Origin of the sequence: Vandammella animalimorsus (genome assembly GCF_002285265.1) — a bacterium.
Taxonomy (GTDB): Bacteria; Pseudomonadota; Gammaproteobacteria; order Burkholderiales; family Burkholderiaceae_C; genus Lampropedia.
Genome location: NZ_NSJB01000005.1, coordinates 40,420 through 62,104, shown reverse-complemented (window position 1 = coordinate 62,104; position 21,685 = coordinate 40,420). Strand labels below are relative to the sequence as shown.

Here is a 21,685-nt window from a genome sequence, read left to right as displayed (position 1 = left end):
GCATGGTGCCCAGGGCGCCGCCTGTGCGTCAATGAGGGGTTTATCGCAGAGCTGCCCCGGCGCGGCGCGGCCAGGCCCGGGGCGTATCACGCCGTGCTACCGCCGGAGGCGGCAGAGCTCCCTTGGGGCAAGGCCTGCCCAGGCCGATTCGGACTGATTCGGACTGATTCGGACTGATTCAGACCGACTCGGGCGCGGCCAGCAGGGCGTCCATCTCGGCCAGCGCCGCAGCTGGCAGCGGCAGGTGCAGCAGCCCGCCATCGGCGTGGTCGGCGCCGCGCAGAAACCAGTACAGCAGGCCGCCCAGGTGCTGGCTGCTGTCGTAGCCGGGCAGGCGCTGGCGCAGCAGCCGGTGCAGCGCATGGCCGTAGATCAGGGCCTGCACGTCGTAGCGGTGCGCCAGCATGGCCTCGCGCAGTGCCGCGGCGTGGTAGCTGGCCGGGCCGGGGCCGAGCCGGTTGCTCTTGTAGTCCAGCACCCAAAAGCGCTGGCGGTGTTGCAGCACCAGGTCGGCCGCGCCCATCAGCATGCCGTGCCATTGGCGTGGCTGCAGCGCGGGGCGATCCAGCCCGGGCCAGAGGTGGGTGCGGCAAATGGCGTCGATGGCCTGGGCGCTGGCCAGCTGCGGCGGTTGCGCCACGGGCAGCCAGAACTCCATTTCCGGCAGGCTGTGCTCCAGCTCGCACAGGCGCGGCGCGGCCGCGGCCTGCAGCGGCAGCGGCGTGGCCAACAGGCGGTTGAGCCATTGCTGCAGCGCCGGCCAGTGCTGCGGCATGCCCGCCAGCGTGGCCTGGCGCTGCAGGCGCGCGGCCTGGGCCGGGCTCAGCTGCGCGGCAAAGCCCTCGGCCTGCAGCCATTGCAGCGCCTCGTGCATCCAGGTGCCCAGCTGGGCGCTGCCGCGCAGTGCATGCCAGGCTGGGGCGGTAGGCTGCGCTGGCGCGGCCCATGCAGGGTTGGACGGCATGGCGGGCCATTCGTCCTGGGCGCCTGGGATGGCCGGCGGTGCCAGCAGGGCCAGGGTGTCGGCCGGGGCATGTGGCGCTGCCTCCGCCCCGGCCTGTGCTTGTGTCTGAGCCTGCGCTTTTGCCTCGGCGGCGGCAGGCCCTGGCGGCTGCAGCTCGCGCACCAGCGCGCTGAAGCTGGCGATGGCGAAGTGCTGGTCGGTGTGGCCGGGGTAGGGCTGCGGCGCGCGCCAGTGCCGCTGGGGCTGCTCGGGCTGGTAGCGCGTGCAGTCCGCCTGCGCGGCGGCGGCCTGCACCTGGATGGCGGCGCAGGGCGCGGCCCAGGCGCGCAGCTGCGGCAGCCATTGCGCGTCATCCAGCTCGCTGTCGCCGTGCACCAGATAGCCCAGGGCGCTGCGGTGCAAGGCGTTGACCTTGGCGCGCGTGCCGGGGTAGATGGGCACGCCCAGCCACAGCGCGTGGCGCGCCCGCGTCAGCGCCACGTACAGCAGGCGCAGCGCCTCGCGGCGTTCTTCTTCGCCCGCGTCCTGCCCGGCGGGGCCGGGCGCGGCGGGCGTGCGGGCGCTGGAGGCGCTGGGCGCGCGTTCGCCGTGCGAGGCAAAGGGCAGCATGACCACCGGGTACTCCAGCCCCTTGCTTTTGTGGATGGTGACGATCTGGATCAGCTGGGCATCGCTTTCGAGCCGCACGATTTGCTCTTCGGCCTGCATGGCGCCGCTCGCGCCCTGCTGCGCCTGCTGGATTTGCTGCGTGAAGTGGCGGATGAGCTGGTGCTCGGTCTCGCAGCCGGCGCTGGCCTGCTGCAGCAGCTCGGCCAGGTGCAGCACGTTGGTGAGGGTGCGCTCGCCGCGGCCGTCCTCGGCGGCCAGCCATTGGCGCGCCAGGCCCAGCTGGTGGATGCTGTGGCGCAGCATGGGCAGCACGCCCTGGCGGCGCCAGATGTGCTGCAGCTGCTGCAGCAATTGCAGTTGCGCGTCCAGCAGCGCCTCCTGCTCGGCGCCGGCCAGCAGGCTGGGCAGGGGCCAGCCCAGCAGGGCCGTGGCAAAGGCCGCGCGCGCGCGGGCCACGTCGCCGGGCTGGGCCACGGCTTGCAGCCACAGCAGCAGGTCGCGCGCCTGGGCGCTGGCATAGACCGATTCGCGCCCGGAGAGGTACACCGCATGCAGCTGGCGCTGGCGCAAGGCGCGCTGCAGCAGCGCCGCGTCCTTCTGGTTGTGCACCAGGATGGCGATGTCGCCGGGCTGCAGGCGGCGCACGGCGCGGGGGGGGCCGTCAGCGCCGGCCTCGTACAGCGTCAGCCGCTCGCGTTGCAGCCAGGTGACGATTTGCTCGGCGCAGAGCTGGGCGAAGTGCTCCCAGGCCTCGTCCTTGGGCAGGGCCTGCTCGGGCGCGCACAGCGTCATCGCGGCGAGCGCCTGCGCGCCTGCGCTCTGCTGCGGCCCCAGCCACTGGGCAAGGCCCTGGGCCTGCACGGGCTCGAACGGCAGCGGGCTGGGCGGGTCGCCCTCATGGTCGCGAAAGCGAAATGCGCCCGGCCCGGGGCGCTGCTCGGCCTGGCTGAAGACGTGGTTGACGGCCTGCACCAGCGCCTGGCTGGAGCGGAAGTTGGTGTCCAGCGCGTCGTGGCGGCCCTGGGTCTGGCGCTTGGCCGCCAGGTAGCTGTGGATGTCGGCGCCGCGAAAGCCGTAGATGGATTGCTTGGGGTCGCCAATCAGCAGCAGGGCGTGCTCGGCCAGGTCGCGCTCGGGCTGGTAGAGGGTGTTGAAGATCTGGTACTGGCCGGGCGAGGTGTCCTGGAACTCATCGATCATGGCCGCCGGGTACTGCGCCAGCAGTTGCGCGCGCAGCGCCGCGCCATGCGCGCTGTCCAGGGCCTGCTGCACGCGCAGCAGCAGGTCGTCAAAATCCATCACGCCCTGCTGGGCCTTGAGCTGCTGCCAGCGCTGGTGCGTGGCCGCCAGCGCAAAGGTTTGCGTGGCCAAGTCCAGTTTGGGCAGTTGCTCCAGGCGCTGCAGCAGGGCTTGCAATTGCGCGATTTCCTCGGGCAGCTCTTGCGGTGTCAGCGGCGGGGCCTGCGGGCGGCGCGCCTGCTGCAAGCCTTCGAGGCTCAGGCGATACCGGGCAGCGGCGGAGTCGCTCAGGCCGGCAATGTGCGGCGGCGGTGGCTGCTGCCGCGCCCATTGGCGCAGCGCTTGCAGCCAGGGCTGGTAAAAGCGCGCCTGCAGCTTGCGGCCATCCCAGTGGCTTTTGTGGGGGCTGCCCGCAGCGATTTGCGCGTCCAGCCATTCCTGCAGCCGATCGGCTTTTTCGTCCCAGCCGGCGGCCCATTGCGTCAGCAGCGCCTGCTGCTCTTGCAGGGCCTGCGCCAGCCAGTCGCCCAGGGCCTGGCTGGCCAGCGCGGCGTTGGCAGCGGGCTGGTATGGGGGCGCCGGGGGCAGGGGGGCTTTTTGCTGGCGGCGGCTTTGTGCCAGCCAATGCTGGGCGTCAGGCCAGAGGGCCTGCACGTACTGCAGCGTCTCGCCCTGCAACGGATAGACGTGGTTGCGCCAGATGTCCAGCGCCGCCACGTCCCACAGCTGGGCGCTGTCGCTGCCCAGCTGGGCCTGGCCGAGCTGGCCGGTGAGCGCGGCGTGGTCTTGCAGGACTTTGTGGCACCAGGCGTCGATGGTGTGGATGGCCGCCTCGTCCATGCTCTGGGCGGCCAGCTCCAGCCGCCAGGCGGCCAGCTCGCGCTGCGCGCCGGGCGGGTAATGCGCGCGCAGCGCCTGCAGCAGCGCGTCGGCCTGGTCGAGCTGGCCGCGAAAAAAGCGCGTGGCCTCGTGCAGGAGCTCGCGGATGCGGGCGCTGAGCTCCTGGGTGGCGGCGCGGGTGAAGGTCAGCACCAGGATTTGCGGCGGCGTCAGCGGCCCGAAGGGCGGCGCATCGCAGGGGGCATGGGCCGCGCCGCCGTGGCCCAGCACCAGCCGCAGGTACAGCGCGGCAATCGTCCAGGTCTTGCCCGTGCCGGCGCTGGCCTCGATCAGGCGGCTGCCCTGCAGCGGCAGGCGCAGGGCCAGCGGCGGGGCAGCGGCATCGGCAGCGGCCGTCATGCCGATGTGGTGGCGCGCGTTGCGGCCTGGCGGCGGTGGTGCATCAGCAGTTCTCGCGCACGATGGTCTGGGCGCGCTGGCGCTGGGCCTCGCGCGTGGCGTCGTCCATGTAGCCGGCGTTGCCCTTGGCGTCGGTGGTCATGACGCGGCGGCCAGGCTCCAGGCGCTTGAGCGTGGCCTGGGCGGCGGCGCACTGGGCCTTGCGCTTTTCGGCGTTCTCGCGCCGGATGCGCTCGTTTTCCTGGGCGATGCGCTCGTTTTCTTGCTTGATCTTGGCGTTCTCCTCGTCTTGCGCCGTCTGCTCGCGCGCCTGGGCTTCGGCCTTGGCCTTGGCTTGCGCGTCGACGCGGGCCTTGAGCTCGGCGTCCTCGCCGGCGCTGCTCTGGGCTTGGGCGCCATCGCCGTCCTCGGCGCCGGCCGGCGCGGCCGCTGCGGGCGCAGCCGGGGCAGCATCGCGCGGCGCCTTGAGGATGCGGTTTTGCGGCACGTCCGGCGGGGGCGGGCGGTCGCTGTAGACCTTGCGGCCGCTGGCATCGAGCCATTGCCACTGGGGCTGGGCCTGCACGGCGCCCAGGGCGCCCAGGGCCAGCGCGGCGGCCAGCATCATCTGAAGTGAAGTCTTGCGCATAGATCGGGTCCCTCTCTCTTTGAATGAACAGGCTCTTGGGCTGCGGCGCGCCGGCGCGCAGTGCCGGGCGTGGGCGCGGGCACTTTTCGCAGCAAGGGGCCAAGTGTAGCGGGCCGCCCGGTAGGGGGCGGGGAATGCGCGCGCGATGGCATTTGCGCAGCCAGGGCGGCGCTGGCGCGGGCAAAGCGGCTGAGACATCACTTCGCTAGAATGGCCCGCTTGCCCGCGCCCGGGCGGCGTGGGCGCTCTTTGATTTGTATGACATTCCAACCCAACGAAGCCGGCGCCGCCGCGCCGCTGGTGCAGATCCGCAATCTGCATTTCGGCTATGGCCAGCGCCCCATCCTGCGCGACGTGAGCCTGCAGGTGCCGCGCGGCAAGGTCACGGCCATCATGGGGGCCTCGGGCGGCGGCAAGACCACGCTGCTGCGGCTCATCAGCGGCCAGCACCTGCCGCCTGTGGGCAGTGTGCTCTTCGATGGCGTGGACGTGGGCGCGCAAACGCACAAGGGTCTGTATGCGCTGCGCCGGCGCATGGGCATGCTGTTCCAGTTCGGTGCGCTGTTTACCGACATGACGGTGTTCGAGAACGTGGCCTTCCCGCTGCGCGAGCACTCGCGCCTGCCCGAGGCCGTGCTGCGCGACGTGGTGCTGATGAAGCTCAATGCCGTGGGCCTGCGCGGCGCGCGCGAGCTGTACCCGAGCGAGATCTCCGGCGGCATGGCGCGGCGCGTGGCGCTGGCGCGGGCCATTGCGCTGGACCCGGAGCTGATCATGTACGACGAGCCCTTTGCCGGCCTGGACCCGATTGCGCTGGGCACGACGGCGCGGCTGATCCGCCGCCTCAACGATGCGCTGGGCACGACCAGCATCCTGGTCTCGCACGATCTGGATGAGACCTTCGCCATCGCCGATCACGTGGTGATCCTGGCCAATGGCGCCATTGCCGAGCAGGGTGCGCCGGCGCAAATCCGCCAAAGCCGCGATCCGTTGGTGCAGCAGTTCGTGCAGGGCGCTTTCGATGGGCCGGTGCAGTTCCACTACCCCGGCCCGGGGCTGGAGGAGGACTTTGGCTTGCCGCGATTGAGCGGGCGTGCAGAACGCGCAGCAGGAGGGCGGCCATGATGCAGCGTTGGTGGCACCCGGCCGAGCTGGGCGCGCGCGTGCGCCAGCTGATGGCCAACTGGGGCTATGCGGCGCGCCTGTTCGTGCGCCTGTGGTTGCCGGGCCTGTGGTCGCTGCGGCGGTTTTCGCTGGTGCGCGACCAGGTGTTTTTCCTGGGCAACCGCTCGCTGACCATCATTGCCGTCTCGGGCCTGTTCGTCGGCAGCGTGCTCAGCCTGCAGCTGTACTACATCCTGCAAAGCTTTGGCTCGGCCCAGACCCTGGGCATGGTGGTGGCGCTGGCGCTGATCCGCGAGCTGGGGCCGGTGGTCACGGCGCTGCTGTTTGCCGGGCGCGCGGGCACTTCGCTGACGGCGGAGATCGGCCTGATGCGCGCGGGCGAGCAGCTCAGCGCCATGGAGATGATGGCCGTCGATCCCGTGCAGCGCATTCTGGTGCCGCGCTTTTGGGCAGGGGTCATCGTCATGCCGCTGCTGGTGGCCATCTTCAACGCGGTGGGCATTCTGGGCAGCTGGCTGATCGGCGTGGTGATGCTGGGCGTGGACGCAGGCGCGTTCTGGGGGCAGATGCAAAGCAATGTCGGCGTCTTCACCGATCTGCGCCAGGGCCTGGTCAAAAGCGTGGTGTTCGGCATTGCCGTGACCTTCGTGGCCCTGCTGCAAGGCTACGTCGCGCGGCCCACGCCCGAGGGCGTCTCGCGCGCCACCACGCGCACCGTGGTGCTGGCCTCGGTCGGCGCGGTGCTGGCACTGAACTTTTTGCTCACGGCCGTGATGTTCACGCCCGCCGATTGAGTCCGGGCCGCTGCGCGGCGCATTGAGAGGAAAGCACAACAGCTATGCAGAAATCGAAAGTGGATGTTTGGGTCGGCCTGTTCGTCATGGCCGGCTTTGCGGCGCTGGTGTTCCTGGCGCTGCAGGCGGCCAATTTGCTGAGCATCAACTGGCACAGCCGCAGCTATCAGGTGCAGGCGCACTTCGACAACGTCGGCGGGCTCAAGCCGCGCGCGGCCGTGCGCAGCAGCGGCGTGGTCGTGGGCCGGGTGCTGTCCATCGGCTACGACGACACGCTCTACCGCGCCAAGGTGGTATTGGAATTGGACGAAAGTTACAAATTCTCGCGCGACAGCGCACTCAAAATCCTCACCAGCGGCCTGCTGGGCGACCAGTACATCGGCATCGAGCCCGGTTACGAGGACGAATACCTGCGCCAGGGCGACACCATCGCCGCCACCCAGTCGGCCATCGTGCTGGAAAACCTGATCTCGGCCTTCATGTTCAGCAAGGCGGCCGAGCCCGCTGGCGGCGCCGGCAGCGGCCAGGCCGCCAGCCCCGCGCCCAGCGCCGGCTCTGACGGCAGCCAGTGACGCCGACCACCGCAATCCCGATGAGGGGGCACCGAACCATGCCAAACCCAATACTTCGCGCCCGAACCCCGCTGGCCCTGGCACTGGCCGCCGCGCTGCTGGCTGGCTGCGCCACGACCGGTTCGCAGGGCGCCGGGCAGGACCCGCGCGACCCCTTCGAGGGTTTCAACCGCCGCATGTACCAGTTCAACGAAGGGCTCGATCGCGCCGTGCTGCGCCCCGTGGCCACCGGCTACCAGAAGATCGTGCCCGGCCCGGCGCGCACTGGCGTGGGCAACTTCTTCGGCAACCTGGGCGATGCCTGGTCCTTCGTCAACAACGGCCTGCAGCTCAAGGGTGAGGCGGCCATGAGCAGCTTCTTTCGCGTGGCCGTCAACACCACCTTTGGCCTGGGCGGCCTGCTGGACGTGGCCTCGGAGATGCGCCTGCAGCGCTACAAGAGCGACTTTGGCCTGACGCTGGGCCACTGGGGCGTGCCCACCGGGCCCTACGTCGTGCTGCCGCTGCTGGGCGCATCGTCGCTGCGCGATGCGGCCGCGCTGCCGGTGGACATCTACGGCCATCCGCTGGGCCAGCTCAAGCCGGCCGCGCACCGCTACGGGCTGCGCGCGCTGGACATCGTGGACACGCGCGCGCGGCTGCTGCGCGCCAGCGATACGCTGGGCGATGCCGCGCTGGATCCTTACCTGATGGTGCGCGACTTCTACTTCAGCCGCCGTGGCCAGGCCGCTGGCAGCGATGGCCGCATCGCCGACGAGGCCAGCGATGGCTACATCCCGCCAGAAGACTACGGCGACACCCCCGCCCCTGCCGCGCAGTGAGCGCGCAGGCCGCAGCCGAGCGCGCCTGGGCGCGCTTGAAACCGAGAAAGGAATGACCGCATGCTGATGCAATCCATTTACCGTCGCCTGGGCGCGGCCCTGCTGGGCGCAGCGGCGCTGCTGGCCGCCGCGCCAGCGGCCGTGCAGGCGCAGGACCTGGCCCCCAACGCCATGATCGAAAAAGTCACCCAGGACGTGCTGGGCGAAATCCGCAGCAACCGCGGCGTGCAGGCCGGCAACATTGCCGCGGCCACCGAAGCCGTGGACCGCGTGGTGATGCCGCACATCAACTTCCCGCGCATGACCGCCGCCGCCGTCGGCCCGGCCTGGCGCAATGCCACGCCCGAGCAGCGCCAGCAGGTCATCGCCGAATTCAAGGCCATGCTGATCCGCACCTACGCCGGCTCGCTCGATCAGGTTGGCGATCTGCAAGTCGTCGTGCTGCCCATGCGCGCCCAGGCCGATGCCAACGATGTGCTGGTGCGCTCCGAGGTGCGCGGCGGCGAGCAGCCCATCCAGCTCGACTACCGCCTGCAAAAGACCCCTGGCCAGGGCATGGGCTGGAAGGTCTACAACGTCAACGTCATGGGCGCGTGGATCGTCGATTCCTACCGCAGCCAGTTCCAGAAGGAAATCAGCGCCGGCGGCATCGAAGGCCTGATACAGTCGCTGCGCAACCACAACCGCAAACCCTCTTGAACCTGCCCCGACCATGACCGCGCAGCCTGCCGACCAGCCCGCCATCGTGCCACTGCCCACCCGCCTGACCCGCGATGAGGTGACGCAGTGGGTGCGCAGCATCCAGCCGCAGCTGCAGGCCGCGCGCAGCGCCGGCCATGCCGTGCTGCTCGATGCCTCGGCGCTGCGGCAGTTCGACTCCTCGGCCCTGGCCGCGCTGCTGGCGCTGCGCCGCGAAATCCTCGCGCAGGGCATGCAATTTGCCGGCGTGGCCGGCATGTCGGCCACCTTGCTGTCGCTGGCCGATGTTTACGGCATCGAAGAGCTGCTGCCCCCGGCAGCGCCCGACGCGACCGCGGGCGGCGTCGGCGGCGACGCACGGCCCTGAACCACCTGCTCACGCTGCCCATCGGGGGGCAGAGGCCCTTGAGGCGGCAGCGGCCCATCAGCGCCAGCGCCCGAGCTTGGCGTTGACGGGGTACACTTGGCCCGCCCTTTTCTTGGCAGCGCCCACTGGGCGGGCCAGCGCCAGTGTCAGTGCCGCTGGCGCTTGTCCCCATGCAGCGCCATAGAGCGTCATCAAGCGTCATGTCATAGAACGTTAGGGCGCGCCATCATGGCGCTCGCCGGTTGTGCATTGCCGCACACCCTTTTCTCATGGGCCCCTCGGGCCTTGCAGGCAGGCCTCGCGCCCGCCTGTTGCCGCCATCGGCGGCTTTTCATGCAGGGCACTTCCTGGAATTCCTCTTGGGAAGGTCTGCACTGCATCCATCCATCTGCCAACCATGGCCCTTGGCCTGCGCTGCCGCATGTGCATGGCGGGCCAGACCATGCTTGCCATGGCAGCCCTGTCTTTGGACCCCATCACACAGGAAAGGAACGCACTTTTGAGCCATCCCGCCTCGCCTTCCCCCGCCCAGTCAGTTGCCGCCCGCGGCGGCAGCGGCATCAACCGGCCCGTGTTCTACACGGCCTCGGCCATCATCGTCTCCATCATCGCTTTTGCCACCATCGCGCCGCAGGCGGCCGACCAGGCCTTCAAGGCGGTGCAGGCGGCCATCGTTGCCAATGGCAGCTGGTATTACGTGCTGACGGTGGCCATCATCTTGCTGGCCGTCATTTACCTGGGCGCCTCGCGCTACGGCAGCATCCGCCTGGGGCCTGACCACGCCAAGCCCGATTACAGCAACGCCTCGTGGTTTGCGATGCTGTTTTCCGCCGGCATGGGCATTGGCCTGATGTTCTTCGGCGTGGCCGAGCCGGTGATGCACTTTCTGGCCCCGCCGCTGGGCGAGGGCGGCACGGTGCAGGCCGCGCGCGAGGCCATGCGCCTGACCTTCTTCCACTGGGGCGTGCATGCCTGGGCCATCTACGCCATCGTGGCGCTGGTGCTGGCCTTCTTCAGCTACCGCCACGGCCTGCCGCTGACGCTGCGCTCGGCCCTCTATCCGCTGATTGGCGACAAGATCAATGGCCCCATCGGCCACGCGGTGGACGTGTTCGCCGTGGTCGGCACGCTCTTTGGCGTGGCCACCTCGCTGGGCTATGGCGTGCTGCAGGTCAATGCCGGGCTGAACCACGTCTTCCCTTCGATCCCGGTGTCGGTGACCACGCAGATCGTGCTGATCGTGGCCATCACCGCGCTGGCCACGGTGTCGGTGGCCACGGGCCTGGATCGCGGGGTGAAGCTGCTCTCGGAGCTCAACCTCGGGCTGGCGGCGCTGCTGCTGCTGTTCGTGCTGCTGGCCGGCTCCACCGTGCTGCTGCTGCAGGCGCTGGTGCAGAACGTGGGCTACTACGCCTCCAACATCGTGAACATGACCTTCAACCTGTTCGCCTACCAGAAGACCGACTGGATCGGCGGCTGGACCATCCTCTACTGGGGCTGGTGGCTGAGCTGGGCGCCCTTCGTGGGCCTGTTCATCGCGCGCGTCTCGCGCGGGCGCACCATCCGCGAGTTCGTCATCGGCGTGCTGCTGGTGCCCACGGGCTTTACCTTCATGTGGATGAGCTTCTTTGGCAACTCGGCCATCGACATGATCCTCAACCAGGGCATGGCCGAGCTGGGCCAGATCGTCTCGCAGGACGTGTCGCTGGCGCTGTTTTCCTTTCTGGAGCGGCTGCCGTTTTCCAGCCTGTTCATCTACGTGGCGCTGTTCATGGTGGTGGTGTTCTTCGTCACCTCGGCCGACTCCGGCGCGCTGGTGATGGACATGCTGTGTGCCCACGGCAAGACCAGTGACCATCTGGGCTACCGCCTGTACTGGGCCATCGGCTCGGGCGTGGTGGCCATCGTGCTGCTGCTGGCCGGCGGCCTGGGCGCCTTGCAGACCATGGCCATCGCCAGCGCCCTGCCCTTCGTCACCGTGCTGATGGTGGCCATGTACGGCCTGTTCAAGGCGCTGCGCGTGGACATGCAAAAGCAGCTCGTGCAGCAACTGGCCGCGCCCACCGCCGCGCCCATGATGCGCGCGCGCGGCGCCTGGCGCGAGCGCCTGCACGTCATCATGGACTTTCCTGACCAGAAGGCCGTGCACCGCTTCGTCGACGGCACGGTGGCCGAGGCCTGCCGCGAAGTGGCTGAGGAGCTGGGCGCCCTGGGCGTGCAGGCGCAGGTCAGCCAACCCGCGCCCGGCCAGGTGCTGCTGACCACCAACCACGGCAGCGAGATCGACTTCACCTACCGCGTCGTCGCCACCGCTCACGCGCAGCCGGCCTTCGTGCAGGGCGATGCCAGCCCGGCCGCCGCCGATGCGCCGCAGTACTACCGCGCCGAGGTGCATCTGGCCCAGGGCGGGCAGGATTACGACATCATGGGCTGGAGCAAGGACGGCGTGATCAACGACATCATCGACCAGTACCACAAGCACATGCACCTGCTGCACAGCCTGCGCTGAAGAGGCATAGCGCCGCCCACCGGGCTTTGTTCACGCTGCCACGCTGCTTGGGCGCTGCGAAGCCAGTCAGCGCCCCTTGTATGTGCAGGCCGGGCGGTGAATGCCGTCAGGCAAGCGCTACCCCCTGGCAGGCGCTCTGCAGGCCGTTCGCCACATCCCGGAATGCCGCCAGCGCCGCTTCCAGGTGCTCGATGATCTCCTGTTGCAGCACCTCCGGTGGCGGCAGGTCGTCCAGTTTGTCCAGGCTGTCGTCTTTCAACCAGAAGATATCCAGGCTGGCCTTGTCGCGCGCCATCAACTCGTCGTAGCTGAAGTATTTGAAGCGCTCGGTTTCTTTACGTTCGTGGCGGTTTTCCGGGTGATAACAGGCGATGAAGTCCTGCAAATCATCCAGTTTCAGCGGGCGGGTTTTCAGGGTGAAGTGCTGGTTGGTGCGCAGGTCATAAAACCATACGCCCCGGGTATGGATGCGGCCATCCTTGGGCGCGTTGTCGAAGAACAGCACATTGGCCTTGACCCCTTGCGCGTAGAAGATGCCGGTAGGCAGGCGCAGGATGGTGTGCACATCGCAGGTTTGCAGCAGCTTGCGGCGGATGCGCTCGCCCGCGCCGCCTTCAAACAGCACGTTGTCCGGCAGCACCACGGCGGCCTGGCCGTCGACTTTCAGCAAGTTGACGATGTGTTGCAAGAAGTTGAGCTGCTTGTTGGAGGTGGTTTCCCAGAAGTCCTGGCGTTCGTAGGTCAGCGCCTCGCGGTCTTCCTCGCCCTCGGCATTGGTGATGGTCATGCTGCTTTTCTTGCCAAAGGGCGGATTGGCCAGCACGTAATCGACCTTGACGCGCGGCTCGGCAATCAGCGCGTCGGAGCGCTCCACCGCAGGCTCGCCGTCCAGTTCGCCGATGTTGTGCAAAAACAAATTCATCAGGCACAGGCGGCGGGTGCCCGGCACGATCTCGTTGCCGTAAAAGGTCTCATCGCGCAGGAACTCCTTTTGTCGCTTGTTCAGCCGCGCGCCGGGGCGCGTCAGCCAGCTATAGGCGCCCAGAAAGAAACCGCCTGTGCCGCAGGCCGGGTCGGCAATGGTCTTCATCGGCTCGGGGCGCACGCAGGCCACCATGGCTTCGATCAAGGCGCGTGGAGTGAAGTACTGCCCCGCGCCGCTCTTGGTGTCTTCGGCGTTCTTTTGCAGCAGACCCTCGTATAGATCGCCCTTGGTGTCGGCATCCAGGCTGATCCAGCTTTCGGCGTCGATCATCTGCACCAGGCGCGAGAGCTTGGCCGGGTCCTGAATCTTGTTCTGCGCCTTGAAGAAGATGGCACCCAACATGCCCCCTTCCTGCGCCAGCCGCTGCAACACCGCCAGATAGTGCGCCTCCAGCGGCTCGCCCACCTTGGCTCTGAGGCTAGGCCAGTCGTAGCCCTTGGGGATGCGCGTGTCGCGGTTGTACGGTGCCTGCGCGTACTCATGCGCCAGCTTCAAAAAGAGCAGATAGGTGAGCTGCTCCAGATAGTCGCCATAGCCCACGCCGTCATCGCGCAGGGTGTGGCAGAAGTTCCAGACTTTTTGGACGAGGGTGGAGGTGTTCATCAAGTACCCATCAAGTAAAAGAATGCTTTGCAAATATTTGATTTAAAACGGACTGAGACAAAAGAAAGCTTGAGCAGGCCGGTTCCATCAAGTACCCATCAAGTAAACCCAAGCTGGGCTGGGTGCGACTGCTTGCTTTGTGTCTGGCGTGTCATACACAAAGAGATTTGTGTCCCGAAACCCTGATTCTTTCGGACGCAAATTTGTTTGTGTATGCCGCACGAGACTCAAAGCAGTTTTCGACCTTCGGCGCAATTGAGCAACTCGCCAAAGGCCAAAACGGCTGAGCGACGCCCGCTGGCCTCGCGCAGCACTTGCAGAATGCCCGCTTCTCGCAGCGTGCGCAGCAAAGGGGCAACCGACTGCTTGGCAATGCCTGATCGTTGGGCAAAGTCGCTTGCCTGAAAGATCGGACGGTCAAACAGGGTGTCCAGCACCGCAATGGCATGTTGTGAGCGAGTCAAGTCAACGATGCGGCGCTTCATGTCTTCATACAAAGCCATGATGGCCTTCACTCGGGCGCTGTTTTCCTGCGCCTGCTGCGTCACTGCATCCAGAAAGAATGCAATCCAGCCCGTCCAGTCACCTTCGCGGCTTATGGCCTGCAAACGTGCGTAGTAGAGGTCGCGGTGGCTCTCCAAGTACTCCGACAAATAGAACATCGGGCTGGCCAGCGCCCGCTTTTGAAAAAGAAACAGTGGGATCAACAGGCGCCCGATCCGACCATTGCCGTCCTTAAAGGGGTGGATCAGCTCAAACTGCGCATGTACTACGGCACATTGCAACAAAACGTCCACATCGTTATCGGCCAGATAGGCTTCCCATGCCTGCAAATGATCTTGAAGCTGCAAAGGCGAAGGTGGCACGAAGGTGGCTTGCTCCACAGCACAACCGGCACTGCCAATCCAATTCTGATCGCGACGAAACTCGCCCGGCATCTTGTTGGCGCCACGCACACTATCCATGAGCACAGCATGTGTTTGCCGCAGCAAGCTCAGGCTGATCGGGCGATGGACAAGCTCTTGCGCAGCCATTGCCAATGCTTTGCGATAGTTGACGATCTCCTGAATGTCTTTGGTTTTCTCGGCATCAAACGATAGACCGGCCTCGTACTCCAGCACCTCGTCCACGGTGGCCTGAGTGCCTTCGATCTTGGAAGAAAGCACAGCTTCACGCTGTGTCAGCGGAGACAGCAGGATGGAGGGGTTGACCACGGACTGCAACAAACCGTCGTAACGTGCGAGCGCCGCATTGGCAGGACCAATCTTGGGCAACAGCTGCCCCAGATCAAGGTCAATCAGCGGCAAACTGGATGGAACATAAGGTTTCATGGCTTGCTGGTCTCCTGGGGCTTTCTGCTCTTGCGCGGTTTTTTGGCTGGGGTTTGCGCGGCGCGTTGGGCGCGGATGCGCTCCAGCAAGGCGCTGGCGGGCTCGTCGTTGGGGTCTTGCGGCACCAGTTCACCGGCAAAGGCGGTGCGCAGGATGTTTTGGCGTTGAGCGGTGGATTGTTTGAGAGACTGCTTCAGCGCTTCTTGTTGCTGCTGAATTGAATACTCACCCTCTTCTATTTCCCTCAGAGCATGAAATTGCTCCGATATCGGGGGGAGCGGTATTGGCATAGTCAGCAGTGTAGAAAGGCTGATGTTGTGCTGCCCAGCAGATGAGGCTGCCCGCTTTTCTAACCATTGTCGCCCGGAATGGGCTGTGAGTGCAGTCAATATCCAGCGGTGGACGCACGTTACCTCCACACATCGCAGACGAAGCAGATATGAAGCAAAGTAATGCGGCGATGGGAGCTCAGAAACCACCGCAGCAGCACGCCCAACCAAGCCTATGGAGCCATTTGTTCTAATAACAAGAACATCTCCAATAGATAAATATTCATCTTTATGAAGATTCAATTCGACTGTTGAATACTTCATATCCTGAAGAACAAGTTGGCCTTGGCTTACATTGGGAATTCGTAGAGTTGGAGTGCCATTCCTTTCATAGCTGCATTTGACGGAGGTGCCGTAGGATGACTCGGCAACGAGCTGATCAAGGCTCGCCCATTCCCAACCTTCAGGCAGCTTGGGTAGATTCTGGGTATCTGGCGCAACAGGTTCAGGGTATTTGCTTTGCCAGTTTTTGGGCGGGGTTTTGCCTTGGCTTGCGAATTTTTCCCGTTGTTTGGCTTCCCAACGGGCGCGGCGTTCTTTGAGGATGCGCGAGAGCAGTTCGGCGCCGGTTTCGGTGGGGGTGTGCTGGCGGCGCCAGTCAGCGGTCAAATCGCCTTCGACCGCGGCTTTGAGCAGGGATTGGCGGTATTGCGCCAGTTTTTTTTGTGCGGCTTTCAGCTCAGCCACCCCGGCATCGAGGTCGGCAAGCAGTTCTTCGAGCTTTTCAACGATGCGGGTTTGTTCGGCGGTGGGAGCTACTGGACAAGAGATTTCACGAACAAATTGCCCACTTATTGCCGCAAACGTAGAGCCTGTACCTTGTCCTGATAGCCAAGGCTCAATGTGCTTGAAAAAATAATAAAGATAATGCTGATTAACTCCAGCTTCTCCCCGTATCCCGGCCAGGCCGCGACCAATGCAGCTTTTTTGAGGGGCGATATTGGTGGGGCCAACAGGGGCGCGAATGGAAAGCAAGATATCGCTAGCTTCAACTACTTTAGTTGGTGCTGTACACCACTTCCTGATTTCAGGGAACACAGACCGAAACTCAGCTTTGCCCTGAAAGAATGGCAAACCCTCTCCAATACTGTTGTAAGAGGAGGACTCGGGCGATTGTCCCATTTCAATTGATGAGATATCTGCCAACTTTACGTTAACCCACCCTTTAGGCAGCCCACCATTTTGTGTAGTCTGCATTTCTTCCTTCTCTCTCACGCCACCAGCTCCTCATTCATTTCATCCATCAGGCTGTCCAGTTCCAGGCCAAACAACTGCCAGGCTTTTTGCAGGCCGCCGTGGCCGGCGAGTTCGGCGTAGTCGAAGTCGTCGCGCTGGATGCTGCAACTGCTGGCGATGTGGTCTTTCATCAGGCGCAGCCAGTCCATTTGTTCCGGGGTAAAGGCGCTGCGGCGCTGGGCGTTGTGGCGGAAGACCCAGGCCTGGAAGCGCTTGTCCACTTCGTCGGCAAAGGGTTTGAGTTCGCCATCCAGCCCCAGGGCAAAGCGCAGCAGGGAAATGAGGTCGGTGAGCTGGCGCTGGCGGCTGACGCCTTTGACCTGGTTGCCGCGCACGCGGGCATAGGCGCTCCAGAGTTTTTCGGTGGTGAGCAGCAGCGGCGGTTGGGCGAGGCGCTGGTGCAGTTCTTCGATCATCTCGAAGGTGAGCGCGCGACGCTGGTAGGGCTGCTGGTAGAAAAAGCCGAGCGCGGCGATGTCGTCCTTGTGCTGCTCAAGGTAGTCGGCAAAGCGGGCGATGGTGGCCTCGGCCTGGGCTTGGGCCTGTTCGCTGAAGCCGGCGTGGGTGACTTGATCCAGATTGATATGGTCGATGATTTGTTCGCGCTCGCGGCGGGCGGTTTCGAGCGCTTCGCGCAGTTCGGGGCTATCGAAAGGCGCGCAGGCGGCAGCCACGCGCTGGGCGCGGGCGGCGTCGAGTTCTTCGGGTGTGAGGGTGTCTTCGCTGCGGGTGATGCCTTGGGTTCGGGCGCTGGCCAGCGCGGTTTGCACGATGGCGTCGGGGTCGAGCGCGGTGATCAGCGCCTTGCCCAGTTCGCCCACGGGGGTGCCGCCGCTGATCTTTTCAATGCGCGCCTGGGCCTTGCCGTCGAGCTGTTTGGCCAGGCGCACCAGGCGGTTGCCCAGGCTGAGCACGGTGTCGTCGTCGCGGCTGCCCAGCGCCACGCCTTGCAGCAGGTCTTTCAGGGCGATGCCGGGCTTTTTCTCCAGCGGGCGGCTTTCGGTCTTGAGCGATTTTTCCACGCCCACGGCGTCGATCAGCACGAAGCGGGTCTTGGCGCCTTCGGCGCTGGCGCTGACGCGCTTGAGGCCATCGGCATCCAGGCTGCGCACGCCGCGGCCTTTCATCTGTTCGTAATAGCCACGGCTGCGCACATCGCGCATGAACAGCAGCACTTCCAGCGGTTTGACATCGGTGCCGGTGGCGATCATGTCCACGGTGACGGCGATGCGCGGGTGGTAGTCGTTGCGAAAGCTGGCGAGGATGCCGTCGGCGTCTTTTTCCGAATAGGTGACTTTGCGGCAGAAGTCGTTGCCCTGGCCATAGACTTCGCGCACGATCTGGATGATGTCATCGGCGTGGCTGTCGGTCTTGGCAAAGATCAGGGTTTTGGGCGTTTCCTTGCGGGCGGGAAAGATTTGCGTTTCCACCGCGGTTTTCATGGCCTGAATCACCTGCCGGATCTGGCTGGGGTTGACCACGGAGCGATCCAGCGCCTTGGCGCTGTAGGCGGTGTCTTCTTCGGTTTGCGCCCAGCGTTTTTTGCGGGTGTCGCGGTCGCGGTGATCCACCCACTCTTGAGCCTTGAGTTCTGCACCCTTGTGGGTGATTTCGGTTTCGATCTCGTACACGTCGTAGCCGACGTTGACGCCATCGGCCACGGAAGCTTCGTAGCTGTATTCGGCGACGATGTTTTCGTTGAAAAAGCCGTAGGTGCGCTTGTCCGGCGTGGCGGTGAGGCCAATCAGGCTGGCGTCGAAGTAATCCAGCACCTGCTTCCACAGGTTGTAGATGCTGCGGTGGCATTCGTCGATGACGATGAAGTCAAAGCTTTCCACCGGCACGGCGCTGTTGTAGCGCACGAATTTTTCCTGCCCGGCGCTTTGCTGCACTTCGTTGAGCGAGATGTCCTCCGCCGATTCGTCGATGGCCTCGCCCGAGAGGATGGAATACATGCGCTGGATGGTGCTGATGCACACCTGCGCGTGCGGGTCGATATGCGAGGACGTCAGGCGCTGCACGTTGTAGAGCTCGGTGAATTTGCGGCCATCATCGGGCGGGGTGTAGGCCATGAATTCCTGATGCGCCTGTTTGCCGAGGTTGCGGGTATCGACCAGAAACAGTACGCGCCTGGCGCCGCCGAACTTGAGCAGACGATAGACAGCGGTGATGGCGGTATAGGTTTTGCCCGAGCCGGTGGCCATGTGCACCAGCGCCCGCGGCTTGTTGTGCGCCAGCGAGGCCTCCAGCCCGGTAATGGCGTTGATCTGGCAGTCACGCAAGCCGCTCTCAGGCAAGGGCGGCATCTGTTCGGCCAGACGGCGGCGCAGGGTTGCAGGTTGCGCCAGCCAGTCGGCCAGGGTTTGCGGGCGGAAGAAGTGGAAGATTTCACGCGAGCGCGGGGCGGGGTCGGCGCCGTCGGTAAAACGGATGATCTGCCCGGTAGCCTCGAACAAAAAGCGCAGTGCTTGATTGCCCTGCCGCCATTTGAGGGCGGCGCTGGCATAACGGGCGGTCTGGCTCTCGGCCACTGTGAGGGTGGCGCCGGCGCTGTCTTTCTTGGCCTCGATCACACCCACGGCTTCACGGTTGACGAACAGCACGTAGTCGGCCGGGCCGGTGTCGGTAGGGTATTCGCGCACGGCCACGCCGAGGCCAGCGCCCAGGTTGAGCGCGCGCATGTCCTGAATGATCCAGCCGGCTTGTTCGAGTTTGTGGTCGATGTGTTGGCGGGCGAGGGCTTCGGGGGTCATGGGCAGATGGCGGGAATTGGTGGAAGGCTGTCGCGCAACTGGCAGCTCTGGCGCTGCGCATCGCTGTCACTGAATGGCATTTTTCTGGCTTGGCCAAATGGGATTCTGTGTCAACGCTGGTGCAATCTGGGCAATTGAGCAGCTGAATGATGGTGTGGATGGCCGACAGCGCGTGTTCAAACGGCCTGCCGCCCTTGGGTGGCAGGCCGTTTTTTCATGTGGGGAACATGGCCGGCGGCCATTGCAGTTGTTGCTGCAGCCGGGCCCAGTCAAAGCCGGGGCCGGGGTCGTGCTTGCGCCCTGGGGCGATGTGTTCGTGGCCGGCGATGTGGGCGATGGGGTAGCGTGCGCGCAGGGCCTGGCACAGCGGCGTCAGCGCCTGGTATTGCTGGCTGGTGAACAGGCCGCCTTCCAGGCCTTCGAGCTCGATGCCGATGGAGTCGTCGTTGCGGGCGCGGCGGCCGTCGTAGCAGGATTGGCCGGCGTGCCAGGCGCGCGCGTCGGCGTCGACGAACTGGATCAGGCGGCCATCGCGGCGGATGAAGAAGTGCGCCGAGACGCGCAGCCCGCGAATGCCCTGGAAGTAGGGGTGCGCGTCCCAGTCCAGGGTGTTGGTGAACAGCTGCTGCACGGCCTGGCCCTCGAACACGCCCGGCGGCAGGCTGATGGAGTGCAGCACGATCAGGTCGATCTGGGCGGCGTCGGGGCGGGCGTCGCAATTGGGCGAGGCGATCCACTGCGCAGGCAGGTAGCGGCCGCCCTGCCAATCCTGGACCTGGGCGGTGTTGTCGGTGGGGGGCAGTTGGGGCATGGGGCGTGGTGGCGGATGTGGTCGCGCCTGACGTGGGCCGTCCCGTGGTGTGTGTGCCATGCAGCCCCGATGGCGCGTGCCAGCAGCGCAGCTGGCTTGGGAACAGGTCTTCAGGCGCGCGCGTCCGGCTCGGTGGGAATGTTCAGGCGTTCGATGCGGTAGCGGATCTGGCGCAGGTTCAGCCCCAGCATGGCGGCGGCGGCGGTGCGGTTGTAGCGTGCCGCCTGCAGGGCGCGGATGAGTACGGCGCGCTCCTGCTCATCAAGCCAGGCCTGCAAATCGCTGGGCAGGGGCTCGACGGTGGCGCCGCCCGCGCTGGCGTTGCTGGCGTGAGCTGCCGGTGCAGGGCTGGCTTTGGGCGCGGGCGCGGGTGAGGGGGCCGCGCCGCTGCCTGCGGGCAGGCCCAGGCTGGGCATGGCGAATTGGGCCTGGTATTGCATCCAGGGCGCTGCGCCGGTGTGGAAGCTGGCAGGCGGAGGCGCGGGCGGCGGCTCGGCCACTGGCGGCGCGGGCGCGACGGCAGGGGTGGCGGCCGGGGCCAGTGCCGCCGGGACTGCGGGCATGGCAGCGGGCGCAGCCGCAGGGGCGGCCAGGGGCGCTGCGCCGGCTGGCGTGTGATTGGGTGCGTGATCGGGCGCGGCCTGTGGCGCTGTCGCAGCGCTGGCGCGGGCCGGGTTGCCGGCGTCGTCGATGTATTCGGGGCGCAGGATGCCGTCCTCGCTCAGGGCCATGGCGCGGTGCAGCAGGTTTTCCAGCTCGCGCACATTGCCAGGGAAGGGGCGGCGCAATACGGCGGCCATGAAGGCCGGCGAGGCTTCGACGTGTTCGAAACCCGAGTCGCGCGCCAGGCGCGCCAGCAGCGCCTCGACCAGGGCGGGCAGGTCCTCGCGGCGCTCGCGCAGCGGCGGGATGCGCACCTCGATGACGTTGAGGCGGTAGTACAAATCCTGGCGGAAACGCCCCTGCTCGACTTCCTGGGCCAGGTCGCGGTGCGTGGCGCTGACCAGGCGCACGTCCACGACTTCTTCCTGCGTGGCGCCCAGCGGGCGCACGCTGCGCTCCTGGATGGCGCGCAGCAGCTTGGTCTGCATGGCCAGCGGCAGGTCGCCGATTTCGTCGAGAAACAGCGTGCCGCCCTTGGCGGCCTGGAAGAAGCCGGGGCGGTCGTGCGTGGCGCCGGTGTAGGAGCCTTTCTTGGCGCCGAAGAATTCGGCTTCGAGCAGGTTTTCCGGGATGGCGCCGCAGTTGACGGCCACCAGCGGCCCGCTGGCGCGCTGGCTGTTGGCGTGCAGGGCGCGCGCCACCAGTTCCTTGCCTGTGCCCGATTCGCCGTGGATGTGCACGGGCGCCATGCTGCGCGCGACTTTGCCGATGCGCTCCTTGACGGCCTGCATGATGGGCGATTGGCCCACCAGGTTGGCCAGCGCGGCCGCGCCGGGGTCATCGTCGGCTTCCTGCTTGGCGGGGGTTTTGCGCTTTTTGGGGCTGGATGCGGCTGCCGCCGGTGCGGCCGTGCGCGCGCCTGCCGCCTGCGGGGGGCTGCCGGTCTGCTCGGGCTCGGCCGCATCGCATTCTGGCTCGACGGCCCCGGGGGCTGGCTGCGCGGCGGGCGCGGCAGCTGCGGTGTGGTCCGCTGCGGACGCCTCCAGCGATGAGGGCTTGCCCGGCAGGCCCTGCACGGCCGAGGCCACCACGGTGCGCAGCTGCTTGAGCTCCACCGGCTTGGCCAGGTAGTCAAAAGCGCCGGCGCGCAGCGCCTCCACGGCGTTCTCGGCCGAGCCGTAGGCGGTGACGACGATGCAGCGCTCGGGCCGGCCGGCCGCTTGCAGCTCCAGCAGGATTTCCATGCCCAGCCCATCGGGCAGGCGCATGTCGGTGAGCACCACGTCGAAGTGCCGCTGCAGCTTCTCGCGCGCCTGGGCGACGGTTTCGGCCGACTCGACCTGGTAGCCCTCGCGCATCAGCGTCAGCTCGTAGAGCAGGCGCAGATCGGGCTCGTCGTCGATGACCAGGATGGAGGCGTTCTTCTCGGGCATGGCCCGATTATGCGGCGTGTGCCTGCGGGGTTAGG

Annotated in this window: 15 protein-coding genes; 7 read left to right on the top strand and 8 right to left on the bottom strand. The window is 66.2% G+C overall.

Translation table 11 applies throughout. From position 1 onward, the window contains the following. Positions 1–178: 178 nt before the first annotated feature. Both recB and CK625_RS08635 read right to left on the bottom strand, forming a co-directional pair. A complete protein-coding gene (gene recB, locus CK625_RS08640; protein ID WP_095539911.1) occupies positions 179–4,051 on the bottom strand; it encodes an exodeoxyribonuclease V subunit beta in 3,873 nt (1,290 codons plus the stop codon). 43 nt (positions 4,052–4,094) lie between these two features. After that, positions 4,095–4,679 (bottom strand): DUF4124 domain-containing protein, encoded by a 585-nt coding sequence (locus tag CK625_RS08635; RefSeq protein ID WP_238945591.1) that lies wholly within the window; start codon positions 4,677–4,679, stop codon positions 4,095–4,097. A gap of 258 nt (positions 4,680–4,937) precedes the next feature. Here CK625_RS08635 and CK625_RS08630 point away from each other — a divergent pair, with 258 nt between their 5' ends. The 7 genes from CK625_RS08630 (at position 4,938) to CK625_RS08600 (ending at position 11,566) form a co-directional block, all read left to right on the top strand. Continuing rightward, the gene (locus CK625_RS08630) at positions 4,938–5,804 is read left to right on the top strand and encodes an ABC transporter ATP-binding protein (protein ID WP_095539909.1); all 867 of its coding nucleotides are present in this window, start codon (positions 4,938–4,940) and stop codon (positions 5,802–5,804) included. Continuing rightward, positions 5,804–6,598: a lipid asymmetry maintenance ABC transporter permease subunit MlaE gene (gene mlaE / locus CK625_RS08625; RefSeq protein WP_095539965.1), complete on the top strand. Its 795-nt coding sequence runs from the start codon at positions 5,804–5,806 to the stop codon at positions 6,596–6,598. Before CK625_RS08630 ends, mlaE begins: the two co-directional genes overlap by 1 nt. A 44-nt stretch (positions 6,599–6,642) precedes the next feature. Further along, on the top strand, positions 6,643–7,170 hold the full coding sequence (gene mlaD, locus CK625_RS08620; protein WP_095539908.1) for an outer membrane lipid asymmetry maintenance protein MlaD: 528 nt from the start codon (positions 6,643–6,645) through the stop codon (positions 7,168–7,170). Positions 7,171–7,208: 38 nt separating this feature from the next. After that, a complete protein-coding gene (locus tag CK625_RS08615; protein WP_172424878.1) occupies positions 7,209–7,991 on the top strand; it encodes an MlaA family lipoprotein in 783 nt (260 codons plus the stop codon). A gap of 60 nt (positions 7,992–8,051) precedes the next feature. Continuing rightward, on the top strand, positions 8,052–8,690 hold the full coding sequence (locus tag CK625_RS08610; RefSeq protein ID WP_238945590.1) for an MlaC/ttg2D family ABC transporter substrate-binding protein: 639 nt from the start codon (positions 8,052–8,054) through the stop codon (positions 8,688–8,690). 13 nt (positions 8,691–8,703) lie between these two features. After that, on the top strand, positions 8,704–9,057 hold the full coding sequence (locus CK625_RS08605) for an STAS domain-containing protein (RefSeq protein WP_238945589.1): 354 nt from the start codon (positions 8,704–8,706) through the stop codon (positions 9,055–9,057). A gap of 499 nt (positions 9,058–9,556) precedes the next feature. Next, positions 9,557–11,566: a BCCT family transporter gene (locus CK625_RS08600; protein ID WP_238945588.1), complete on the top strand. Its 2,010-nt coding sequence runs from the start codon at positions 9,557–9,559 to the stop codon at positions 11,564–11,566. 106 nt (positions 11,567–11,672) lie between these two features. On the opposite strand, the gene CK625_RS08595 is transcribed toward CK625_RS08600, so the two are convergent. From CK625_RS08595 to CK625_RS08570, 6 genes are all read right to left on the bottom strand, one after another. Beyond that, positions 11,673–13,154 (bottom strand): HsdM family class I SAM-dependent methyltransferase, encoded by a 1,482-nt coding sequence (locus tag CK625_RS08595; protein ID WP_095539906.1) that lies wholly within the window; start codon positions 13,152–13,154, stop codon positions 11,673–11,675. 227 nt (positions 13,155–13,381) lie between these two features. Next, positions 13,382–14,485 (bottom strand): Fic family protein, encoded by a 1,104-nt coding sequence (locus CK625_RS08590; RefSeq protein ID WP_095539905.1) that lies wholly within the window; start codon positions 14,483–14,485, stop codon positions 13,382–13,384. After that, a complete protein-coding gene (locus tag CK625_RS08585; protein WP_143326236.1) occupies positions 14,482–16,029 on the bottom strand; it encodes a restriction endonuclease subunit S in 1,548 nt (515 codons plus the stop codon). Before CK625_RS08585 ends, CK625_RS08590 begins: the two co-directional genes overlap by 4 nt. Then, the gene (locus tag CK625_RS08580) at positions 16,026–18,803 is read right to left on the bottom strand and encodes a type I restriction-modification enzyme R subunit C-terminal domain-containing protein (protein WP_095539903.1); all 2,778 of its coding nucleotides are present in this window, start codon (positions 18,801–18,803) and stop codon (positions 16,026–16,028) included. The genes CK625_RS08585 and CK625_RS08580 overlap by 4 nt, the downstream gene beginning before the upstream one ends. Before the next feature lie 214 nt (positions 18,804–19,017). After that, entirely contained in the window at positions 19,018–19,614 is a 597-nt protein-coding gene (ampD, locus tag CK625_RS08575) for a 1,6-anhydro-N-acetylmuramyl-L-alanine amidase AmpD (RefSeq protein WP_095539902.1), read from the bottom strand. A 110-nt stretch (positions 19,615–19,724) separates the two neighbouring features. Continuing rightward, positions 19,725–21,650, bottom strand: coding sequence for a sigma 54-interacting transcriptional regulator (locus tag CK625_RS08570; RefSeq protein ID WP_238945587.1), 1,926 nt, complete (start codon positions 21,648–21,650; stop codon positions 19,725–19,727). Positions 21,651–21,685: the final 35 nt, after the last annotated feature.

Excerpts from the sequence above, each read along its gene's own strand:
- CK625_RS08610 (WP_238945590.1), top strand. The coding sequence starts at position 8,052 with ATGCTGATGCAATCCATTTACCGTCGCCTGGGCGCGGCCCTGCTGGGC.
- mlaE (WP_095539965.1), top strand. The coding sequence starts at position 5,804 with ATGCAGCGTTGGTGGCACCCGGCCGAGCTGGGCGCGCGCGTGCGCCAG.
- CK625_RS08580 (WP_095539903.1), bottom strand. The coding sequence starts at position 18,803 with ATGACCCCCGAAGCCCTCGCCCGCCAACACATCGACCACAAACTCGAA.
- CK625_RS08590 (WP_095539905.1), bottom strand. The coding sequence starts at position 14,485 with ATGAAACCTTATGTTCCATCCAGTTTGCCGCTGATTGACCTTGATCTG.
- CK625_RS08630 (WP_095539909.1), top strand. The coding sequence starts at position 4,938 with ATGACATTCCAACCCAACGAAGCCGGCGCCGCCGCGCCGCTGGTGCAG.
- CK625_RS08595 (WP_095539906.1), bottom strand. The coding sequence starts at position 13,154 with ATGAACACCTCCACCCTCGTCCAAAAAGTCTGGAACTTCTGCCACACC.
- mlaD (WP_095539908.1), top strand. The coding sequence starts at position 6,643 with ATGCAGAAATCGAAAGTGGATGTTTGGGTCGGCCTGTTCGTCATGGCC.
- CK625_RS08635 (WP_238945591.1), bottom strand. The coding sequence starts at position 4,679 with ATGCGCAAGACTTCACTTCAGATGATGCTGGCCGCCGCGCTGGCCCTG.
- recB (WP_095539911.1), bottom strand. The coding sequence starts at position 4,051 with ATGACGGCCGCTGCCGATGCCGCTGCCCCGCCGCTGGCCCTGCGCCTG.
- CK625_RS08615 (WP_172424878.1), top strand. The coding sequence starts at position 7,209 with ATGCCAAACCCAATACTTCGCGCCCGAACCCCGCTGGCCCTGGCACTG.
- CK625_RS08570 (WP_238945587.1), bottom strand. The coding sequence starts at position 21,650 with ATGCCCGAGAAGAACGCCTCCATCCTGGTCATCGACGACGAGCCCGAT.
- CK625_RS08605 (WP_238945589.1), top strand. The coding sequence starts at position 8,704 with ATGACCGCGCAGCCTGCCGACCAGCCCGCCATCGTGCCACTGCCCACC.
- ampD (WP_095539902.1), bottom strand. The coding sequence starts at position 19,614 with ATGCCCCAACTGCCCCCCACCGACAACACCGCCCAGGTCCAGGATTGG.